This is a genomic window from Spirosoma oryzae (assembly GCF_003002825.1).
GTDB classification, from domain to species: domain Bacteria; phylum Bacteroidota; class Bacteroidia; order Cytophagales; family Spirosomataceae; genus Spirosoma; species Spirosoma oryzae.
In genome coordinates this window covers 1-18216 of sequence record NZ_PVTE01000017.1, presented here as the reverse complement: position 1 = coordinate 18216, position 18216 = coordinate 1, and the positions used below count along the sequence as shown (strand labels likewise).

General features: G+C 50.4%; 15 protein-coding genes. 11 read left to right on the top strand and 4 right to left on the bottom strand.

Annotated features, from left to right (window positions below; all coding sequences use genetic code 11):
• Positions 1-133 precede the first annotated feature (133 nt).
• The 3 genes from CLV58_RS18690 to CLV58_RS18680 all read left to right on the top strand — a co-directional run bounded on the left by CLV58_RS18690 (position 134) and on the right by CLV58_RS18680 (position 3174).
• The gene (locus tag CLV58_RS18690) at positions 134-1276 is read left to right on the top strand and encodes a sensor histidine kinase (RefSeq protein WP_106139423.1); all 1143 of its coding nucleotides are present in this window, start codon (positions 134-136) and stop codon (positions 1274-1276) included.
• Positions 1277-1296: 20 nt separating this feature from the next.
• Positions 1297-2073 (top strand): LytR/AlgR family response regulator transcription factor, encoded by a 777-nt coding sequence (locus tag CLV58_RS18685; protein ID WP_106139348.1) that lies wholly within the window; start codon positions 1297-1299, stop codon positions 2071-2073.
• Between the two features lie 141 nt (positions 2074-2214).
• Entirely contained in the window at positions 2215-3174 is a 960-nt protein-coding gene (locus CLV58_RS18680; protein ID WP_106139347.1) for an RluA family pseudouridine synthase, read from the top strand.
• A gap of 84 nt (positions 3175-3258) precedes the next feature.
• Here the strand turns inward: CLV58_RS18680 and CLV58_RS18675 are convergent, their stop codons facing one another.
• From CLV58_RS18675 to rsmI, 4 genes are all read right to left on the bottom strand, one after another.
• Positions 3259-3942 carry a glycosyltransferase family 2 protein gene (locus CLV58_RS18675; protein ID WP_106139346.1) on the bottom strand — a complete coding sequence of 228 codons (684 nt, stop codon included), beginning with the start codon at positions 3940-3942 and terminating at the stop codon, positions 3259-3261.
• A 47-nt stretch (positions 3943-3989) separates the two neighbouring features.
• Complete coding sequence (locus CLV58_RS18670; RefSeq protein WP_106139345.1) at positions 3990-5450, bottom strand: ArnT family glycosyltransferase; 1461 nt, start codon at positions 5448-5450, stop codon at positions 3990-3992.
• 288 nt (positions 5451-5738) lie between these two features.
• Entirely contained in the window at positions 5739-6932 is a 1194-nt protein-coding gene (locus tag CLV58_RS18665; RefSeq protein ID WP_245882378.1) for a lipoprotein N-acyltransferase Lnb domain-containing protein, read from the bottom strand.
• The gene (gene rsmI, locus CLV58_RS18660) at positions 6925-7656 is read right to left on the bottom strand and encodes a 16S rRNA (cytidine(1402)-2'-O)-methyltransferase (protein ID WP_106139343.1); all 732 of its coding nucleotides are present in this window, start codon (positions 7654-7656) and stop codon (positions 6925-6927) included. Before rsmI ends, CLV58_RS18665 begins: the two co-directional genes overlap by 8 nt.
• 303 nt (positions 7657-7959) lie before the next feature.
• Between rsmI and CLV58_RS18655 the strand changes: the two genes are divergently transcribed.
• The 8 genes from CLV58_RS18655 (at position 7960) to CLV58_RS18620 (ending at position 17516) form a co-directional block, all read left to right on the top strand.
• Positions 7960-9000, top strand: a complete 1041-nt coding sequence (locus tag CLV58_RS18655) for a glycoside hydrolase family 2 TIM barrel-domain containing protein (RefSeq protein ID WP_146141472.1) — start codon at positions 7960-7962, stop codon at positions 8998-9000.
• Positions 9001-9398: 398 nt separating this feature from the next.
• The gene (locus tag CLV58_RS18650; protein ID WP_106139342.1) at positions 9399-9800 is read left to right on the top strand and encodes a DUF4279 domain-containing protein; all 402 of its coding nucleotides are present in this window, start codon (positions 9399-9401) and stop codon (positions 9798-9800) included.
• Between the two features lie 326 nt (positions 9801-10126).
• Positions 10127-10762, top strand: a complete 636-nt coding sequence (locus CLV58_RS18645) for a hypothetical protein (protein ID WP_106139341.1) — start codon at positions 10127-10129, stop codon at positions 10760-10762.
• Between the two features lie 33 nt (positions 10763-10795).
• Positions 10796-11296 carry a hypothetical protein gene (locus CLV58_RS18640; RefSeq protein WP_106139340.1) on the top strand — a complete coding sequence of 167 codons (501 nt, stop codon included), beginning with the start codon at positions 10796-10798 and terminating at the stop codon, positions 11294-11296.
• Positions 11297-12107: 811 nt separating this feature from the next.
• Positions 12108-12368 (top strand): hypothetical protein, encoded by a 261-nt coding sequence (locus CLV58_RS18635; RefSeq protein ID WP_106139339.1) that lies wholly within the window; start codon positions 12108-12110, stop codon positions 12366-12368.
• Between the two features lie 344 nt (positions 12369-12712).
• Entirely contained in the window at positions 12713-13117 is a 405-nt protein-coding gene (locus CLV58_RS18630) for a hypothetical protein (protein WP_106139338.1), read from the top strand.
• Positions 13118-13674: 557 nt separating this feature from the next.
• Positions 13675-14757, top strand: coding sequence for a hypothetical protein (locus CLV58_RS18625; RefSeq protein ID WP_106139337.1), 1083 nt, complete (start codon positions 13675-13677; stop codon positions 14755-14757).
• A gap of 866 nt (positions 14758-15623) precedes the next feature.
• Positions 15624-17516, top strand: a complete 1893-nt coding sequence (locus tag CLV58_RS18620) for an NACHT domain-containing protein (RefSeq protein WP_106139336.1) — start codon at positions 15624-15626, stop codon at positions 17514-17516.
• Positions 17517-18216 lie beyond the last annotated feature (700 nt).

Here is an 18216-nt window from a genome sequence, read left to right as displayed (position 1 = left end):
GTAGCAACTTTACAACCCTAAAACTCCATAACGCTACGACTTTACAACCTCTTTTCCCCGTCATTCGTAGCGTTGAAACTGGCGTTCCGCGCGATTTGCTTTTGTTCCAGCCGACGGTCGATTAGCTTTGATTGTGAACCAGAAGACCCGTCCGTCGTATCAGCTAACCCGTAAGCAGCGCTGGCAACTCGCCCTCAGCGTGTTTGCCGTATACTGGCCACTGCGGCTGTACATCAACCTGTCGAACCCGGCCTGGGCGCTCAAACTGACGCGCCTGCCCTTTTTCGTCATGGAGTTTGTGCTGTTCGTGCTGCTCTTCTTCGTCTGGATCGGCATTTCGGAATGGATTCACCGACGGTATTTCTCCGTCTGGTTCGGAGAGGGCTTCCTGATCGAATTCAAAATACCGGCTCAGCTGGCAACGGTGGCCATTGCCAGCATGATGGCCGTCGCCTTCAATTTCGGCTTCTCCATCGTCTGGCACACCCTCGACGGCTACCTCGAATCCCATATCGTTACCTACCGGACGCAGCCCAAGCGGACGCTGACGCCCCCCGAAGAGCGCACCCGCCAGGAAAGTCGGGATCAGCGCCGACGGGCCAACAACGCCCTGACAGTCATGGCCATGCTGTCGGCTTTTTACCTGGCAGCCAACCGACGCGCCTACCGCCGACTGGAAGACGTAGAGGTGAAGGCCGAACGGCTGGAGAAGGAAAACGTGACGGCGCAGTTTGCGGCCCTGAAAAGCCAGGTCAACCCGCATTTTCTGTTCAACAGCCTGAGCATCCTCTCGTCGCTGGTACACGCCGACGCCGACCTGTCGGAGCGGTTTATCGATCAGTTGTCGCGGGCGTACCGGTACCTGCTGGAACAGAAAGACAACGAACGCGTGCTGCTCAAAACCGAACTCGACTTCATCCAGGCGTATCGCTTCCTGCTGAACATCCGCTTCGAAAATAAATTCGACGTGGTGATCGACGTGCCGGAAAGCGATCAGACCCGCTACAGCATTGCCCCGCTGACGCTGCAACTGCTGGTCGAGAATGCCGTCAAACACAACCGCATGTCGACCCGCGAGCCGCTAACCATCCGCATCGGTCTGGAGGGCGAATGCCTGGTTATTCAAAATAACCTGCAACCCCGCCCGCAGGTAGAACACTCTACGGGCGTCGGGCTGCAAAATATCGTTACCCGTTACGCTTTGCTTACCAAACACCCGGTTTGGGTGGGTGAAAGCAGCGGCAATTTTGTCGTCAAGATTCCCCTGCTGGCCTAGCTTACCCCACCGTTACGCCTATGAACGTACTGATTATTGAAGACGAGAACCTAACCGCCAACCGACTCGAAACCCTGCTGCGCAAGTACGACCCATCGATTCACGTGCTGGCCCGGATTCCGTCGGTAGCCGAAGCCGTTGCCTGGCTACGGGCGCCCCACGACCCGCTCGACCTGGTCTTCATGGACATTCACCTCGAAGATGACCTTGGGTTCCGCATTATCGAACAGACGCAGTTGAGGACCCCCGTTATCTTCACGACCGCCTACGACGAATACATGATTCAGGCGTTCAAGGTTAACAGCATCGATTACCTGCTCAAGCCCATCAATTTCGACGAGCTGGCAGCCGCCATCAATAAATTCAAAGCTCTGAAACAGCAGTTCGGGCAGTCGGCCCCAACCGCGCCAGACCTGGAAACGCTGCTGAGCCTGCTCGGCAAATCGCAGCCTGTCGAGTATAAGGACCGGTTTATGATTTCGGTCGGCACGAAAATTCGCAGCATCGAAACACCCGATATCGCTTATTTCTTTCTGGAAGAACGGGTTGTGTTCCTGTCTACGAAAGACGGCATGAACCTACCCGTCGATTACAGCCTCGACAAGCTGGTTCAACTGCTCAATCCCCGGCAGTTCTTCCGGGTCAACCGGCAGTATCTGGTGTCGCTGTCTGCCATTCAGACCATCCATTCGTATTCAGCCGGCAAACTCAAACTCGACCTCCTCCCCCGCCCCCGTCACGACGTATTCGTCAGTGGCGACCGCATGACGGAGTTTAAGGAGTGGCTGGGGAAATAAGCCGGGTTTTAAACACGGAGATACGGAGCGTCCCACAGAGTACACCGAGACGATACTACCATTCCTCTGTTTGCGCTGTGGCATACTCCGTATCTCTGTGTTTAAAAACATAAACCACGAACTATACCGTACCTTTGCCGTATGGAGGATACCTATTACGACGAAGACGATAACCTGGACGACGAGAATCTACCGGAGAAGCCGGAGCGGGAACACCGCCCGCGTGGGCATCGCGTCGATCAGCACCTGACCGTTCAGGAGCCAGCCGAACTGATGCAGTTTCTCATCAGCAGCCTGCCCCATAAGAATCGCAACAACATCAAATCACTGCTCAGCAACCAGCAGGTCAAAATCGACGGGCGGGTATATACGCAGTTCAACCAGCCCCTCCGTCCCGGTCAGACGGTAACGATTGCGGCTACCCGGGCACCCCGCACGGCGCAGTTTCGTGGCCTGACGATTCTGTACGAAGATCAGCACCTGATCGTCATCAACAAGCAGTCGGGCATTCTGTCGATGGCGACCGAGAAGCAGCGCGACCATACGGCCTACAGCATTCTGAGCAGCTACGTCAAGCAGGAAAACCCGAAAAACCGCATCTTCATCATCCACCGGCTCGACCGCGAGACGTCGGGCGTTATGATGTTTGCCCGTAGTGAGCGCGTGCAGCGGCTGATGCAGGAAACCTGGAATGAAACCATCCGGCAGCGTACCTATGTAGCGCTGGTTGAGGGCGTTCCGTCGCCGGAACAGGGCAAAATCGAATCGTACCTGCGGGAAAGTAAGGCCCTGATCGTGTACTCCAGTCAGAACCCGGAGAACGGGCAGTTGGCCATTACCAACTACAAAACGGTGAAGGAAGCCAATGGCTACGCGCTGCTCGAACTCGAACTGGAAACGGGCCGCAAAAACCAGATTCGGGTACACATGCAGGACCTCAAGCACCCCATCGCGGGCGACGCCAAGTACGGTGCCAAAACCGATCCCATCGGGCGACTGGGGCTGCACGCGGAAGTACTTGCCTTCGAGCACCCCATCACGAAAGCAGCCATGCGCTTCGATGCACCCATTCCAAAGGGATTTCTGGCGGTGTTGAAATAACGGTTTTCAGTATACGGTTTACAGTTTACGGCGAGGGTATGGTTCCGCATCTTCGCAGCCTACCGTAAACCGTAAACCCGTTTTTCAATTCACAAACCGATACTTCAGCAGCACCCAGATGGCTTCGATACCATCGAACCAGGAGATTTTCTTGCCTTCCTGGAGCGAACGGGGGTAGTAATTGATGGGCAGTTCGTGGATGCGGATGCCTCGCTTGGCTACTTTCGCCGTCACCTCGGGGCAAAACTCAAAACCCGTGCAGTCGAGGGGAATTGATTGCAGAAACTGCGCATCGAACACCTTATAGCAGGTTGGCTCGTCGGTCAGACGCTGATTGTAGAGCAGGTTCGTGATCCAGGTGACGAGCTGCCCACCGATGTAGAAGCTGAAGTACGAATGGCGGTTTTCCGGCTTCAGGAAGCGGGAGCCGTAGATAACTTTCTCCCGACCAGCCACGATCGGCTCCACCAGTTTGATGTAATCCTGCGGTTCGTATTCCAGATCGGCATCCTGCACGATGGCAATGTCGCCCCGAATGTGCTGAATGGCCGTTCGGATAGCCGCGCCCTTCCCCTGATTGTGCGGGTGGTGAATGACCCGGACATTGGGCACGGCACTGTACGTTGCCAGCCGTTCGCGGGTACCGTCCGTCGAGCCGTCGTCGACGATGATGATTTCCTTGTCAAGCGGTACTGCCTGTATTTTTTCGATAATAACGTCGATCGATTTCAGTTCGTTGTACGCTGGAATCAGTACAGAAAGAAGCATAGGGAGTGATTACGCGATAGCTGGACAAAGATAACAGGACGACCTAATCATTTGCGAACCCAATAGTGCATGCCGAAGGTCGAATCGGTGCCGGGCTGAAAGTAACGGTTGAGACTGGCGCGAAGCTGCCGCAACGCATAGGCATTGGCCGGCTTGTTCGTGGCGGTACTGTCGTCGATAACACAGGATCGGTTGTCGATAACGATCATTTTCAGATTGGTATCGGCCAGGGCACGCCCGTAGGCATCCGGGTGCTGATCGATATAATGCGTCGTCTGCATTTCGGTATTGATGAACGGCACGTTCGGCGCAACGTCGGACAGAAAATACAGCATCATGGCGTTGTCGAAAATCAGTACGTGGCCCGTCGGACCGACCTGCTGCCGAATAAAGTTCGCCTGATGTACCTCGCCCCCGTAATCGGCTAACCGCGTAAACCGACGAACCGCATCGGGCCGGTACAGCCACAGCGCAACCACCGCCACGACTGCCAGCCCCACCGCCCCAACCAGCGCCGTGCGCGGCAACCGGCTCACCGACCACGACTGATTCGTCAGCAAACGATCGGCCAGAAAACCCAGGTGCAGGTTGAAAAAGACGGCCGCCGGGAAGAAATAATGGCTGGCCTGCGTCTTCAGCAGCGACACGCAGGCAAACACCGCCAGCAGCAGCGCCAGCCACAAAGCCGGTGTCCGGGCGTACTGACGGCGGTACGGTGGTAGCCAGACCAGCACCAGCGACAGAGCCAGTAGCGCCAGCAGCCAGCTCAGCTTCACCAGAAACTTCACCAGAAATAAGGTATGCGACGGATAGCCCCCGAACGGATAGATATACGTCCATTCGACGTGCGGATTCAGTCGACCGGTGGCGTAGAAATACGTCGCCGACAGGCCGAGCGGCAGCAGAAACCCAAGCAGCGTCAGAAGTCCCCGCCCGACCATCCGGCCGAACGTTTGGTGGCCCGTCAGCCACAGCAGCGCGAGATAGCCCGCAAAACCGACCATGTAGAAAGCCGCGACGCTCTTGAAACACATGCCGATACCCAGCAGCACCCCCGCCCCCAGCCACCGCCAGTTGTCGCGTCCATCGTTCCGAATCGCCAGCCCGAAAGCCAGCAGGCCCGTCAGAGCGATCCAGCTTTCGGGCTCCAGGTAGTTCATCTCGGTGAAGAAGCAGGTCAGCGCGATCAGTCCCGCGCTGATGGTTGCAGCCCGCTGCCCAAACGGCCGGGCCGCCCAGTAGCCCGCAGTAGTTACACCCATTGCCAGCAGCGTAATCAGCAGCGAGATACTGACGTGATTGTAGCCACCCAACAGCGTCAGCAGCACGTGCGTCGAGGCATAGATCAGGTACGATTTCGACGGGATAAAGTCGTATAGCGCCCCGTCGTGACTCAGTGACCGGGCGACGAACAGGTATTCCGTGGCATCGTAGCCGTAGCCCGAGTTGTAGGCAAACACGAAAAAGACCAAACCAAACAGCGCCAGTGCCGGTAGTAATCGACCCATAGTTAATCAGTTAATGTTCAGAGTTTGATGTAGGCTAGTGGTATGTAGCCCAGACCTCCAGGTCTGGTGGGCGCAAAGCGACCTGACAGCTCCCGCCGTAAACAGTTGGCCTGACGGCCACCCGGACCTGGACCCGCGCCGGCGGCCACGCGGTGGTCGCCGGCGCGGGTCCAGGTCCGGTCCAGGCTACACTTACTGGCTACACATTGTCTTCCATACCTTCCAGGTGTAGACGGACGCGACAGCGACCTAAAAAGCTGCCGCGTCCACCAGACGTGGACGTCTGGGCTACATAGCCCGGACAACCTCCCGGCTGGGGGAGCGGAGATTCGCGATGCAGCGGACCAGCAGGGTGATCGGGAACAACACGTCGACACCACCGGGTACTTTCGAGAGCAGCATCCCCGCGACGATCAACAGCGCCGTGATGCCGAAGTACAGCGACCGGCGACCACTCGTACTGTTCCGGTTGGTGGCCCAGAAGATCAGCGGCAAGTGGTACGGTGCCAGATAAAGCAGCGTCGGGTTCCAGGCCGTGACGCCGTGATCGGTACCGACCCAGAGCAAGAGTAAGAACCAGCCCCAGAAGCCGACCACGCCAAACAGCCACAGGTCGAGCCGCCGGCTGATGTGGCCCCGCTGGTACTGCCGGATGGTGGCAAAGACAATCACCAGCCCCAGCACGGCAAAGACGACCGTCGGGTCGAAGATGATGGGCACCTGCTGCCGGAAGGTCGTGGACGCCTGAAACAAGGCATTGTCGCTGCTGACGAACGGCTGCATGGCCCCGTTGGGTTGCCGGATCGTGGCGCGGGCCAGCTGGTCGTGAACGTTATTGGGCAGGTACATCGCGTGCCAGCCGTCGGTCTGTTCGTCGGCTGGATGCCCGATCGCCATGTTCATCCCCAGCTTGGCCCACGGCTTGTCGCCCAGGTAATCGTTCATCCAGTCGCGGTACGACTTCCCGGTCATAACCGGTGCCGACGGAATCAGCAGGCTGTCGCCACAGGCTTCCACCAGCTTATCGCGCGGCCGGGTCGCACAGTTGTCGTAGAAAAACTTGTACTGATACGTCCGGTTTTCGGGCAGCATATTGGTTTCCAACACCTGATAGACCCGCTGCCGCTGCGTGGCCGAGAGGTTCAGCACCTGCTCCCGCACCGTCCTGTTCTCCTGCTGGTAGGCGTACATGAACAGGTACATATCGTAAGCGTCGATGTAGTAGGGCAGCGTACCGCGCAGGAATTTCACGTAGAAATTGTCTTCCGTAAAGCGGAAACCACCCCAGCCGTAGGTCCGGTCGAGGTTGAGCGCCGGGTCATAGACGCGGATGGCAGTATGGCCAAATACCGAGTACAGTTCCTCCCCCGACCCGGCCGTCAACAGGCTGATCCGGGCATTCGGCGACAGGGTCTGCGCGTGGGTCAGCGACGCACTCAGCAGCCCGATCAGCAGAACGAGCAGTCGACCGGCGCTAGTCATCGGCTTCCTCATCGGTTTCGTCGGCATACTTATTCCGACGCCCTTTGTTTTTCTCGGGCTCTTTCCCCTGCACACAGATAACCAGCTCACCTTTGATTGTTTTTTCGCCAAAATAAGCAATTAGTTCCGACAACGGCCCGCGCCGGTTTTCCTCGTACAGCTTCGTCAGCTCGCGCGACACACTCGCCGGTCGGTCAGCGCCGAACAACTCGGCAAACTGCCCCAGCGTTTTCAGCAGCCGGTGGGGCGACTCGTAAAACACCATCGTCCGCTCCTCGTCGGCGAGTTCGGCCAGCCGCGTCTGCCGTCCTTTCTTGTGGGGCAGAAAGCCCTCGAAGGTAAACCGATCCGTCGGCAAACCCGAGTTGACCAGTGCGGGAACGAAGGCCGTCGCGCCGGGCAGACATTCGACCGTGACATCGTGCTGCACGCAGGCCCGCACCAGCAGAAAGCCGGGGTCGGAAATACCGGGCGTACCGGCATCGGAGATCAGGGCAAAGGTTTTACCCGCCTTCATCTGCTCGATCAGCCGCTGTACGGTCTGGTGTTCGTTGAAAATATGATAGCTCTGCAACGGCTTGCTGATGGCGAGGTGTTTCAGCAGCACCCCCGACGTTCGGGTGTCTTCGGCCAGAATCACGTCGACCGATTTCAGCACACTCACCGCCCGCAGGGTAATATCGTCCAGATTCCCGATGGGTGTCGGCACCAGATACAATTTCATGCCCGCAAGTTAACAGCTTTACCCCGGTGGATGGTGATATTTTTAGGATAGGCGGCTTTAGGGGGTATACGGTGTATGGTTTTCGGTATTCAGTATTCAGTTTACGATGGCCGTCACACGGTGACCACTGTGGCGCGGCAACCTGGCAGTCGCTGATCTATCGTTCCAAGGTTTGTGTCTTCACCGTTTTCAGTTTGCAGCAGTCAACACAACACTGAGTATCCTGCCAGCACCCACGTTCCCACCGAAAACCGTATACTGTAAACCGAAAACCGTGTACTGAATACCGTAAACCCCAAACTCATGCGCATCCCCCTCCTTTCCCTCCTGCTGACCCTGTCGGTGCTGACGGCCAACGCGCAGCGATGGACGGCCCAGCAGGCCAACACCTGGTACAAAACCCAGCCGTTTCTGGTTGGGGCTAATTTCATTCCCAGCACGGCCATCAATCAGCTGGAGATGTGGCAGGCCGACACCTTCGACCCCGCGACCATCGATAAGGAACTGGGCTACGCGGAAGGCATCGGCATGAACGTCATGCGCGTGTTTCTGCACAACCTGGTCTGGGAACAGGACGCCGAAGGGTTCAAAAAACGCATCGACCAGTTTCTGCAAATCGCCGACAAGCACCACATCAAGATCATGTTCGTGCTGTTCGACTCCTGCTGGAACGACGACCCGCAGTTGGGCAAGCAGCCCGCGCCTGTGACGGGCAAGCACAACTCGGGCTGGGTACGCGCCCCCGGCACCAAACGCCTGTTCGATTCCCGCACCTGGGCCGGACTGGAGCAGTATACCAAAGGCGTGCTGACCGCCTTCGCCAACGACAAGCGCGTGCTCGTGTGGGACCTGTTTAACGAACCCACCAACAGCGGCTACAACGACGCCGTGATGCCGCTGCTGACCAAAACGTTTGCCTGGGCACAGGCCGTCCGCCCGTCGCAGCCGATCACCGCCGGCTGGTGGAACGACCACGAATTATCCAACGACCTGATGTTTGCGCAGTCGGACATCATCACCTTCCACAACTACAACGAAGCCCCCAAGCTGGAAGCGCAGATCATCGACCTGCAAAAACGCTTCGGCCGCCCGCTGATCTGCACCGAGTACATGGCCCGCACCCGCAACAGCACGTTCCAGAGCAGCCTGCCCATTTTCAAGAAATACAAAGTCGGCGCGATCAACTGGGGACTGGTAAAAGGCAAGACCAATACCATCTACGCCTGGAACGCCCCCATGCCCGACGGCAAGGAGCCGCCCATATGGTTCCACGACATCTTCCGCCCCGACGGCTCCGTCTTCGACCCCGCCGAAACCGCGCTGATCAAGCAGTTGGCAAAGTAGCCAGCCATATCGTCCCAAAGCGACTGAGATCGGTTTTACCGAATAATCAATCGCTTTGGTTTATTGTCATTGGTTGATGTACAATTGTGATAAGACTTATAGCTGGGAACGCATTTATAGTAAAACTGCGGAACTACAAATAGCTATTAACCAACAACTTGTAGTTCCGCAGTTTTGCGTACAATAATACGTTGGGTGATTTTGCCAAAATGTGCTTTCATTTCGGGGTTTTGTGCGACAGGTAGCACGTCCCGTAACAGAATGGTTTTAGCTCGTTGGTTGGTTTCAGTCGACACGAGAAACGCCCCGATTGATGCGGACCAAATAGCGCGTTTGCCACCTAGCGTCTGACACAGAAATCGCCCCGATTGGGCACATTAGCTACTGATTACAAAAGCATGAGTCAAACTTCTATCAGAGTCTACCTTTCGGTGTTTGGTGATAGCTTCGACTTGACAGCTCTGACAACCTTAGTCGGGGTTGACCCGACTGAGACTGGTATTAAAGGGCAACCGATTGTTGGTAGGCGAACGACCTATAAGGAAACCTACTGGGATTTGTCCGTAGGTCCGACCGAATCATTAGATTTGGCAGAAGTGTATGAGGCTCTTTTGAATAAGTTAAACGGTTCAGAAGAAGCTATTTGTCAGTTCATGAGTGTTAATCATTTGTCGGCCAAGTTTAACATCGTCATTGACATTGTGAACGGGCGAACGCCAGGTCTTTACTTTAACCGGGCATTTCTCAACAGCGTAGAGATGCTCCAAGCGGAAGTAGATATTGATACGTATGTAACGTAAGTGCGTTAGTCGGGTCTCGTGTGACAGGAGACAGTCCGCAAGGTCAACGCCCGCAGCCCAACCGACAGGGGGTGTAAAGGTGCAGAGTACGTTTGTTCAAGTAAGTTGTCACCACGCCATCACCCCCCTGGGTCGTTGGGTGTTCCATAAAAGTAGTGCTTGTGGGGGTGGGTTCCGGTCGACAAGTTGCAGGCCGCAGCAGTCAGAATTTTTGCTTGTTCGGTGGGTTCCGGCTGACCCAGTAAACGCTCCAACAAGTCAGGCTTCGGACTTCCAAGTCTAGCTTTCCGGCGACACGAGAAACACCCCTATAGGTTAAACTTAAAATGCGATTATACGTACCAGAACTTTACAGAATTCAACACGCGATTTTAGCCAGAGCGTGGGATAGCGCTAAGGATGAACAGGGCGTTACGAATTGGCCTACGGTTGATGAATTAGCAAAACTTATAAAAAAGCCGCAGCCTAAAGTACTCAGAGCTGTTAACTATCTTCAGCAGAAAGAACTTGCCCACCATGACGCACAAAATAACTTGGTTTATTGTCGGCCTAACGGCAAATTAGCTTTATTCAAAGAAGACCTTCTGGAAGAGGGATGGGAAAAGTTCAAAGCTAACCTGTTAAGATGGGTTCAGATTGTTGGAATTACCTCGGGGGCGTTAATCGGAATCGCCACATTCGTCATCAACGTAGCAACTACCAACAAGAACAAGGTAGAGATAGAATTACTGAAACGGGAATTACAAACTTTAAAACAAAAGCGAGAACCTATTCCGGTTTCATCAGCACGTGTAGAAACGCGTCCACCAGTTCGCGACTCGATACGAACCCCGTCGTCCCTCCGTCGACAGGATGCTCGTCCCGGGGGAAAGTCGGCAGCTCAACCCAATGAGGGTGTAAAGGTTGGAGTTGGGTTATTTGTGTTAACTTGTGCCATCACCATCAACACCCGTTGGCGTTAGCTTCAAAGTTCCAACAAAATTGCATATAATTAAATGCAAGAAATAGAAATAATTAATCAAAATCTTGACAAAGAAGATTTATTAAACAAACTTTCTTTGTCGAAAATCAGAATTAACGATTATGCAAAATTGATTTTTGATTTTCCTACTTTTAATTATAAAAACTCTGAACACAAAATTACTATAGCTCAATTAACATTGAGCAGTTTAGGCCTTAAAAATGGAGGCAGTTTTGGGGAAATTGAAAAGGCTATGAAATCAAATAATTTTGATTTTTGCCCACTGGAGTTTGCTCCGTATATTAGACTTTATTATCAATCACAAAAGCCATCTGAAATAATAGTTAAGAATCAACATCCTCAAGATTCTATTCTTATTTTTTCCAAACCATTGATTATGGACGATAATTTTCCAAAAGGTTTTTACATAAGAAATATCGAAAATACTCTTTGGTTAAGAGCCTATATTTGTTCTGATGATTATTTTTGGAAACCAGAAACCGAAATTATACTGAGAATAAAGCCCTGTAGCTAAATCGGTTTTGCAAGATGCGGGATTTCAATCGAAGTTGAACTACTCCACTCTTTTTATCAAAAAAAACATTTTTCTTTTGCAAATTTTTGTATTCTAGTAAAAGGAAAATGGTTTTTGCTTTGGTAGGCCGTAATTGAATTTTCAGTCCTTTTTTGCCCGCAATTCGTTGGGTGAACCAGCCAAGTCGTTCTTTCATTTCCGAGTTCTGGGCTACAGGTTGACCGCCCTGCGTAGGCAAGTTTAGGCTTTCTTTTGCGGGTCGCGGCTGACAGCTTGCAGGCCGCAGAAGTTAAGTTTTTGTTCGTTGGGCGGCTTGCGGTCGACAAGCCAAACGCCCCGACAGTCGGGCTTGACAAGGCTGGGTACAAAAAATGGAAGGGCTTTGTTTAGCTTCGCCCTCAGTGTTAAAAAAGCGGACCGTGCGTTTTTGTCCGCTCCGCGTGGGGGGCTTTTCGGGCGACAGGTTGCTCGCCCCCGGAGGACAGTTTGCAGTCTAACCAAGAAAGGGTGTAAGGTTGACGCTGTTTGTGTTCAGGTATGTCGTGTTCTCCACCATCAGCCCTCATGGTCGTTGGGTGGTCGTCTGAGCAGTGCTTGCATTTCCGGGTCTGGGTCGACAGTGGACAGGCCGCAGAGGTCGGACTTTGAGCTTTCATTTCCGGTTTTCGTGTGACAGTTTGAACGCCCCGTTAAGCAACGTTTAGGCTTCCATTTCCGGGTTGCGACTGACAGATCAAACGCCCCGGTTGGGTAAGAAAAGTGAGTCAGGCGGGTCTCCCGCGACAAAGTAAACGCCCCGAAAATCAGCCATATGGAAAAAGAATTTGGTGCAGTGTTTGCGCTTTTAGGCAGAGTTAGCAATCAGTTGAGTATGAACAAAGCCTTCTCACAAGTCATACTTCGCGAGTTGGCAAAAGTCAATCAACTTAATTATCCCGACTTGATAGCAGACGTGGAGAAACTTCATGCTCAGTACACGTTTGACGAAAATAAAGTCACGGAGAATCTTATGAATCAGACGTTAAATCCAAACGCACCCGATTCTTGGATAAAAGATCAATTCGGGCTTTAGAATAATAGTAGTGTGTTCGCTCCGCGTGGGCGGCTGTCTAGCGACAGGCAGCTCGCCCCTGGAGGACGGTTTTCAGCCCAACCAAACGGGTATGTAAAGGTTGCGGGACGCGTGTTCAGTGGAGTTTCGCGCCCATCATCAACACCCGTTGGCGTTGGGTGTGGGTTCAAAAATGAGAGTTCATTTCCGGGTTTCGTGCGACAGTGGGCACGTCCCGAAAGTAAGCTTTTGGGCTCGTTAGTCAGCTTCGGTCGACACAAGAGCCGCCCCTGATGGACAACTTTGGGCTTCCATTTCCGGGTTCCGGTTGACAAAGGAAACGCCCCCGATTCATTGATATAGGAATGAAGAGTAAAAGTTGGTTATCGTTCGTGCCCGCTTATTGGGCGGCTTTATTTGACATTATTATTACCATCACCCATCAGTCAGATGATTATTGGCAGGGTAACTTAACTAAAGCCAATGAAGGTAATCCCTTCGGTGCTTACATGATGGCCCATCACGTTTCGGGCATCTTTGTCATCTGTTTTATTTGGCTGGTTATCATCGGCTTGGTAGGCCGCTGGTTGCCTGATAAATATGCCAGGGTGTTTTTGTTGTTTGTTTTGATTGTCCATTCATGGGGTGCCTCAACTTGGTTGTCTCAATTCTATAGTTTTTGGTCCGTAATCGGTTTCACGCTGTTTAACGCTATTTTGTTTTACAGGGTAGAGGATTTTAGGCAAAGCAGAGTGGTAAGGGCAACCTAATACGCTCGGCGTGGGGTAGCTCTCCGTCGACAGGACGCACGTCCCAGAGGAACGTTTTCAGCCCAACCAAACAGGGGTGTAAAGGTTCAGGTACGTTTGTTCAGTCGAGTAGCTTGCACACCATCAGCCCCTGTTGGCGTTGGGTGGAATGTCAAAGCAGTTGCTCGTTTGCCAGCGTTCGGGCGACAGGCCGCACGACTCGTAGGGCAGCCTCGTTCTTTCGCTTCCCGCTTCGGTCGACACTCCGCACTTGGGGACAAGGCCAGCTTTCAAGTGCGTTAAGCAGCTTCGGCCGACAAGCCACACTCCTCAGCAGGACAGCCAACGAGTTAGGTGCGTGTCGTCCGACAGGCCGCTCTCCTCGACAGGATGCTCATTCCCAAGGAAGGTTTACAGTCCAACCGAGAAAGGGTGTAAAGGTTGGAAGTTGCTCGTGTTCAGGGTAGTTTTGGTCTCATTCATAAACACCTGCGGTTGTTAGGTGTAGCGTAACAGCGAAGCATGCCCGATAGTAGTTTGCAAATAGTAGTTAAAATTAGGTAAGCTCATAAGTCACCATGAAAAACCTTTCAACTCTCGCCAGGATCATTACGCTTCTTGCCCTGATTTCGCTGGTATTTTTCAGTTGCTCCAAAAATCCGAACTATACCCAGGTAGTACCGGAGGAAAATGCTACTGCCTGGGTACGCATCGATAGCCTGCTAGGAATAAAGGAGCATTTCGGACAGAGCGTTTACGCCGACGGACAGCAACTCATTTTTTCTACTCCCAAGGCTCTCTACACGTATCCTGCCAGTGGGGCTGCAACGCAATCATTCCGCTTTGATAAAGATGCTTACACACGGCCCGTTTATTACCGGGGAGTAGCGTATATAATTCAATCAGATACGCAGATTAAATGCATTCCGTACGCTACTACAGATATCCCTTTTTACATATCTCTAAAAGAACTTGGCGCGGTAAACTCAATACGTACCCAGTTTGCGGCAAATACAGGTATTTTCGATGCCCTGGCTATAAACGATAAGGGACAACTGCTGATTGAGGCTAATGATAACAATTTCCCTCAATCACTTTACCAAATTCAGTTGGATAATCGAGGGCGACCGCTCTGGGACCCTGCCAGAAAAAGCTACCAGATTATTCTGCCAGATTCAGTGCAATTATCGGTCATTCGCCCCTACAGTATTGGTGACAAATTCTTCATTCATTCTGATTATAAACTATTGGGCATTACCGATAAAGCAACGGCTAATGATTTAACGGCCAATAAGGATTGGAGTGTAAACTACGTATTTTCGAGTGGCGATATGCTATATGCCGTTATTTACTCAAAAGCGGAGTCAAAACTGTTTCTTTATCAAAGCACGGACAAAGGCTCGACGTGGCAACGTCAGGCTCCGATAGCGACTTTCCAATCGCGGTGGGCACAGGTTTACTCCATTAAAGATCGACTTGTAGTTTCGTATGATGGCAGGCTGGAGGAGTTTGATGTAAAAACATATTCGTTCCGCCCTCTATCCCTGAAGGGCTTAATGGGTTTAGGGATAAACGGGGTTGCTGAGCAGAATGGTAAGGTCTACGTTGCCGTAGAAAGTGGCGGTTTTTTTGTCAAAGACCTGGCTGACTTCTGGCGTTAAGTCTGGCAAGCATTAATTAGGACAAGCGCGTTGTGTTCGTTTCCATGTTGGCAGCACTCGGGCGACAGGAAGCACGTCCCGCAGGAAAGCGGGGCAGCCCAACCAAACAGGGGTGTAAAGGTTGAGACCACATTCGTTGCTTGGAGTTGCGTCCTCATCCATCAGCCCCTGTGGTCGTTGGGTGCGCCAGACAAAAATAAAAAAGTTTGTTTGCCGTCTTTCGTGTGACAGTCAGTACGTCCCAAAGTCGGGCTGTTTGGCTCGTTGTGGGGCTTCCGGTTGACAGGTTAAACGCCTGAGTTGGGTCGCTTTTTTGGTTTCGGTCGACACGAGAAACGCCCCGGTCAGGTCAGCTAAAAGCGCGTTTGCGACGTCCTCTGCGACAAGCCAGCCGCCCCGACAAGGCCAGTGGTGGGCTTCGCGTTCGGCTAAAAACCGTCCGGTTCGGCTTCGTACGAGTCTGAAAAGCGGATTTGGTACGTTGTTAATTCGCTCCGCGCCTGTCACCGTTCCGGCGACAGGACGCTCGTCCCGCAGGAAAGCGGGGCAGCCCAACCAAACAGGGGTGTAAAGGTTGCAAGTTACTCATGTTCAGTTATCTTATGTGCTCATCCATCAGCCCCTGTGGTTGCTGGGTGGTCCAGACAAGCAGAAAAGGTGTGTTTGTGGGCTTCGTGCGACAATTTACACGTCCCGACAAACAAGGTTTGGGTTCGTTAGGCGGGTTACGGTTGACAGGTTGAACGCCAGGGTTGGGTACCTTTTGGGTTGCGGTCGACACGAGAAACGCCCCGGTTAGGAAAGACGAAAAACAAGTTTTCTATTTGTCTTCTATATATTTACAGAATAATAAACTTTAACCGAGAATGGAAGAGAAAATACTAGAAACACTTATTAGCTCATTTGTTGGGGAGCTGGCGAAAGAATCTAAATCTATACTTGAAGGAATAAGTGATGAATCTAAACAATTCCTAAAAATAGGAATTAAAAAATATTTAGAGAAGCAAAAGGATAAATACTCCTACATTAAAACACTTCTAAAAGGCAATACGCCAACGTATTTATATAATATATATTATCACTTAAAATTAAGTACTGATAAAATAAATCATATAGAAACAAAGAGTATCACTAAACTTTTAGAGAAAAATAAATATATAACAATTGTAGGGGACGCTGGAAGCGGAAAAAGTACACTTACAAAGCATCTATTTTTAAACGCTATCTACGAAAAAAAAGGAATTCCAGTTTTAGTAGAATTAAGATATTTGAATGATTATAATAATAAACTAGAAACTTATATATACGAGAAGATATTTGAAAATAAATTAACTGAGAATGTTAAAATTTTAGAAAGGTTTTTAGAACATGGAAAATTTATATTTTTTTTAGATGGTTTCGATGAACTTAATGCGGATATAAAAATTGGACTTATTGACAATTTGAACAGTTTTATTCAGAGATACGACAATAACTCCTACATTTTAACAACAAGACCATATTCAGATATAGAGAATTTACCCTTGTTCCATAATTATTCAGTCGAGGGGCTTACTATTATCGGAGGAGAAATAGAAGGGTTTATATTTAAGCAATTACATTCGGAAAAAGAACTAGCTATAAAAATAGTAAATTCCATAAAAAATAATGCATCACCATTTATTGAAAGCTTTTTAAAAAATCCTCTATTATTATCCCTATATATACTCACTTTTCAGAGTAATGCTGAAGTGCCAGATAAAAAATATATATTTTACAGAAGAGTTATAAATGCGCTCTTCTCAGAACATGATAGTAAGACAAAATTAGGTTTCGTTCGGGAAAAGCTTAGCGGGTTGAATCAAGAGAAGTTTGAGAATATATTAAGAGTTTTCTGTTTCTTATCATATTTTGATGGTAAGATTAGTTGGGACAGTGATTATGCAAATGATAAACTTAGAATGATTAAGCAGAAAAAGAGCGGTTATGACTTCGATAACTATCTTTTTATTAAAGACCTAAAGTCAGCCGTAGCCTTATGGGTTGATGATAACGGGGAATTGTCTTTCGCTCATAGATCATTGCAAGAATATTTTGCTGCTGCATTCATAAGAAATTTAAACTCAATAGAGAGTGAAAAAGTTTACCAAAAGATTATTGTTAAATTCACCGATGTGCGAAGATTTGGTGAAGTTGAAAACTTCTTATCCTTATGCAAGGAAATGGATAATCAAAATTTCACTAAATATTACTTGTTACCCTTATTTTATGAGCTTCGTCAGTTAATAAACAATGAAAATAATGAATCGTTAGTAAAATCTTTTATACAATTTTTTGTCACAAGTATTTCTTTGCCATATGTAGAAAAGAATCGAGGAAAAAATAGAGAAATTTCATATTTTGACAGACAAGTTAATATTAATAATCAATTAGTATATCGTTCAATATATATTCATCTACCTTTTACTCGTGAACTATTTCGCGTACTGGACGAAACTTTAAGAAAGAATGAAGATATAGAAAAGTGTAAATTTATTTCTAAAGAAGAAGAGGTCAGTGTTTTTAATCATCATACTGGCAGTAGAGATTTAGTAAAGCAAAAAATGAGAGTGATTGAGTTGACCCAGGAAGTACCAAACGATTTTTATAGTTTGTGTAATTCTCAAGTTCTTGATATAGCTCAAAGGTTTGATAAATTTATTGATACAGAAATATATCGTTATGAAAATCTCGTAAAAGCAAACGATGAATTTAATAGCGACTTAGTCAGTCTGATATAGCTTTGATGTGCAATGTCTTGAAGAGTTATATTGACTGGTTCACTTGTGGCTCGACAAATTGCCTAACGCTTCGCGCTCGTTCTCAGCGGAAACCGGCGGATCGATTGTTGTCCGCTTGGCGTGGGGTAGCTTTCCGTCGACAGGGAGCACGGCCCAGAAGGAAAGCGGGGCAGCCCAACCAAACAGGGGTGTAAAGGTTGAAAAGCTATTTGTGTTCAGGGAAGTGGTGTCATCATCCATCAACCCCTGTGGTCGTTGGGTGGAGCAAACAAGCAAAAAGGGAGTGGCTGGGTCACCTGCGACAAGGGGCACATCTCGCGACAGGGTGATTTAGGTTCGTTAGTCAGTTTGCGTGCGACAATCGAAACGCCCCGGTTAGGCAGGTCTGGGCCACCATTTCTAGATTTTCTGCGACAGAGGGAACGCTCCAATTAATAGACTCGATATTCGTTCGGGGGGCTCTCGCTGACAAGTCGCACAGCTCGACAGGTGAAATATTGAGGAAGCAAAACACTAACTAACAGTGGATTGAAAGCGAAACGTTTTAGCATACTAATTTTTCTTACTGCAACGGTTATCTGTTGTGTTCTTACCTTCATAACCTTAGAGTGTGTTGGGGAATCTAAAAAGCTGGTAGTCAGGTCAACTTTGTAGCGACCAAGCAACAAAAACATGACCTCTCAGTGGCAACCACTGACTG

Bases quoted from the DNA above. Each gene is read 5' to 3' on its own strand.
- CLV58_RS18635 (WP_106139339.1), top strand. From the start codon at position 12,108: ATGGAAAAAGAATTTGGTGCAGTGTTTGCGCTTTTAGGCAGAGTTAGC.
- CLV58_RS18680 (WP_106139347.1), top strand. From the start codon at position 2,215: ATGGAGGATACCTATTACGACGAAGACGATAACCTGGACGACGAGAAT.
- CLV58_RS18625 (WP_106139337.1), top strand. From the start codon at position 13,675: ATGAAAAACCTTTCAACTCTCGCCAGGATCATTACGCTTCTTGCCCTG.
- rsmI (WP_106139343.1), bottom strand. From the start codon at position 7,656: ATGAAATTGTATCTGGTGCCGACACCCATCGGGAATCTGGACGATATT.
- CLV58_RS18630 (WP_106139338.1), top strand. From the start codon at position 12,713: ATGAAGAGTAAAAGTTGGTTATCGTTCGTGCCCGCTTATTGGGCGGCT.
- CLV58_RS18665 (WP_245882378.1), bottom strand. From the start codon at position 6,932: ATGACTAGCGCCGGTCGACTGCTCGTTCTGCTGATCGGGCTGCTGAGT.
- CLV58_RS18675 (WP_106139346.1), bottom strand. From the start codon at position 3,942: ATGCTTCTTTCTGTACTGATTCCAGCGTACAACGAACTGAAATCGATC.
- CLV58_RS18640 (WP_106139340.1), top strand. From the start codon at position 10,796: ATGCAAGAAATAGAAATAATTAATCAAAATCTTGACAAAGAAGATTTA.
- CLV58_RS18645 (WP_106139341.1), top strand. From the start codon at position 10,127: ATGCGATTATACGTACCAGAACTTTACAGAATTCAACACGCGATTTTA.
- CLV58_RS18620 (WP_106139336.1), top strand. From the start codon at position 15,624: ATGGAAGAGAAAATACTAGAAACACTTATTAGCTCATTTGTTGGGGAG.
- CLV58_RS18685 (WP_106139348.1), top strand. From the start codon at position 1,297: ATGAACGTACTGATTATTGAAGACGAGAACCTAACCGCCAACCGACTC.
- CLV58_RS18650 (WP_106139342.1), top strand. From the start codon at position 9,399: ATGAGTCAAACTTCTATCAGAGTCTACCTTTCGGTGTTTGGTGATAGC.
- CLV58_RS18670 (WP_106139345.1), bottom strand. From the start codon at position 5,450: ATGGGTCGATTACTACCGGCACTGGCGCTGTTTGGTTTGGTCTTTTTC.
- CLV58_RS18655 (WP_146141472.1), top strand. From the start codon at position 7,960: ATGCGCATCCCCCTCCTTTCCCTCCTGCTGACCCTGTCGGTGCTGACG.